We start from the raw sequence: 2,545 nt of genomic DNA, 5'->3' as shown, positions 1-2,545 counted from the left end.
GGAATTTTCCGGCTGGGAGTTCGATGGGGGTCGTGTGGAAATGAACCGGGAGGACAACCGCTTGCAGGTGTTCTTTGACGGAAAGCCTGACGCGGACACCCGGGCCGAGCTGAAAAGCAGCGGCTTTCGTTGGGCTCCCAGCGTGGGTGCATGGCAGAGGCAGCTCACGGACAACGCCATCCGGGCGGCTGACCGGCTGGAATGTATCAAGCCGCTGTCCGGCGAAAAGCCTCCCAGCTTCAAAAGAAGCCCTCTATCTTGCAGACCATGCGGGAACAGGGCGAAAAAGTCCAGACGGAGCCGGAAAAGAAAGCTCCGTCCGGCAGGGATGCCGAGCGGTAAGCCTCGGGCCACATTGGCCCGAGGCTTTCTGTTCGCCGAGATTGTACGGGGGCCTCCCGGATAGCGGGAACCCCGACGGAAAGGAGGTTTTATGCAGGAAGAAGTAAACCAAAAAACGGTTGCCCTTTCGATCAGGACAACGAAGCTCACGGGAAAAGTGCTGGCTGCCGCTCTTGGGAAGGTGGTGCGGACGCTGCAAAAGCACCACCGGAAGGCGCTGACCCCACAGGGACGCCAGAGTGTGAAAAAGCTGATGAACCACTATGGCGGCAAAAGCGCCATGCCCTATGTGGGAGCCCCGAAGGATTTTGACCGGATCGCGAAGGAGTTCCATGTGGACTACGCTTTCCATAAAGTGAGCCCCGGCCATTACCTGCTGTTTTTCAAAGCCAATCAGGCGGACGCTATCACGGCGGCCTTCCAGAAGTACAGTGCAAAGGTGCTGGACAAAGAGCAGGACAAGCCTTCTATCCTCGGCCAGCTTCGGAAATTCACGGAGCAGATCAGGACGCAGGCAAAGGAGAAGCAGCGGACCAGAGAGGCGGTGAAGGACGGACGTTGAGTGACAAGATCAGAAAATATGTGCTCCCCAACCTGCCGTACCTCTTTGTGTTCTGGTTTTTTTCCAAAATCGGGACGGCCTACCGGACTGCACCCGGCACAGACTTCGGGACAAAGCTCATGGGGATGCTCGACACCTTCCCGAAAGCCTTTGAAACCTACTGGCCGGGGCTGGGCGGTATTGACCTGCTGGTGGGCCTTGCCGGTGCGGCTGGGATGTATCTGCTGATACAGTCAAAGATCAGGAAGGCAAAAAAATTCCGGCGGGATGCGGAGTACGGCACCGCCCGCTTTGGAACAAAGGAGGATATAAAGCCGTTTGTAGACCCTAAATTTCAGAACAATGTCATTTTAACCGGGACGGAGTTCCTTACCATGAACACCCGTCCGAAGGTACCTGCCAATGCCCGGAACCTAAACGCCTGTGTCATCGGCTCGTCCGGCTCGGGAAAGACAAGGTTCTGGCTGACCCCGCAGCTCCTTCAAGCCCATTCCTCGTATGTGGTGGTAGACCCGAAGGGCGGCACCCTCGACCAGTGCGGGCGGTTCCTGCAAAGGGAAAAATACAGGGTGCGGGTGTTCAACAGTATCGACTTCTCCAAATCCATGCACTACAATCCGCTGGCCTATATCAAGACGGAAAGCGATGTTTTGAAATTCGTTACCGCCCTGATTGCCAATACCAAAGGCGATGGCAAGGAGGGCGACGAGTTCTGGACAAAAGCCGAAACCCTTTTGTACTGCGCCCTTGTGGCCTATATCGTCTTTGAGGGGCCGGAGGAAGAACGCAACATGAATACGCTGGTGGAAATGATAAACAGCATGGAAGTCCGGGAAGATGACGAAACCTTCAAAAATGCGGTTGACTATATGTTCGATGGGCTGGAACGCCGCAGTCCCCAGCACTTCGCTGTGAGACAGTATAAGAAATACAAGCTGGCCAGCGGCAAGACAGCTAAAAGCATACTGATTAGCTGCGGAGCCAGACTTGCCCCCTTTGACATTCCCCAGCTTCGGGAGATCATGTCCTATGACGAACTGGAGCTTGATAAGCTGGGGGATGAAAAATCAGCGCTGTTCTTCCTTATCAGCGACACGGACACCACCTACAACTTTTTGGTTGCCCTCGCTTTTTCGCAGATGTTCAACCTTCTGTGTGAACGGGCTGACAATACCTATGGCGGGCGTCTGCCCTACCATGTGCGGGTGCTGTGGGACGAGGCTGCCAACACCGGGCAGGTGCCGGGGCTGGAGAAAATTGTGGCTGTCATCCGTTCCCGTGAGATCAGCCTGACACTCTTTTATCAGGCTATGAGCCAGTGCAAGGCATTGTACAAGGACCATTCTGAAACCATCATGGGCAACATGGACAGTATCGTGTTCCTCGGAGGCCGGGAGGCTTCCACCCTAAAGGATATTTCGGAAAACTGGCTGGGCAAGGCCACCATCTCCATGCAGACCGAAGGCCGGAGCCGGGGGCAGTCTGAAAGTTACAGCCAGAATATGCAGCGGCTTGGCCGGGAGCTGATGACTACCAGCGAGATCACCACCATGCCCGGGGATAAATGTATCTTGCAGCTTCGGGGGCTCCCGCCCTTCCTGTCCCCGAAGTATGACTTGAAAAAGCACCCGAATTACAAGT

2 protein-coding genes and 1 pseudogene are annotated in these 2,545 nt (G+C 55.5%); all 3 read left to right on the top strand.

The window, feature by feature from the left end; all coding sequences use genetic code 11:
• A pseudogene (locus DWX76_RS15235) lies at positions 1–342 on the top strand (hypothetical protein); the annotation flags it as partial.
• Positions 343–433: 91 nt separating this feature from the next.
• A complete protein-coding gene (locus tag DWX76_RS13575; RefSeq protein WP_107001182.1) occupies positions 434–904 on the top strand; it encodes a PcfB family protein in 471 nt (156 codons plus the stop codon).
• The coding region (locus DWX76_RS13570; RefSeq protein ID WP_147353872.1) for a VirD4-like conjugal transfer protein, CD1115 family at positions 901–2,545 on the top strand (1,645 nt) is incomplete at its 3' end. The genes DWX76_RS13575 and DWX76_RS13570, both read left to right, overlap by 4 nt.

The organism is Clostridium sp. AF21-20LB (genome assembly GCF_003478795.1).
GTDB classification, from domain to species: domain Bacteria; phylum Bacillota; class Clostridia; order Lachnospirales; family Lachnospiraceae; genus Otoolea; species Otoolea fessa.
This window is presented reverse-complemented; position numbering and strand designations above follow the sequence as displayed.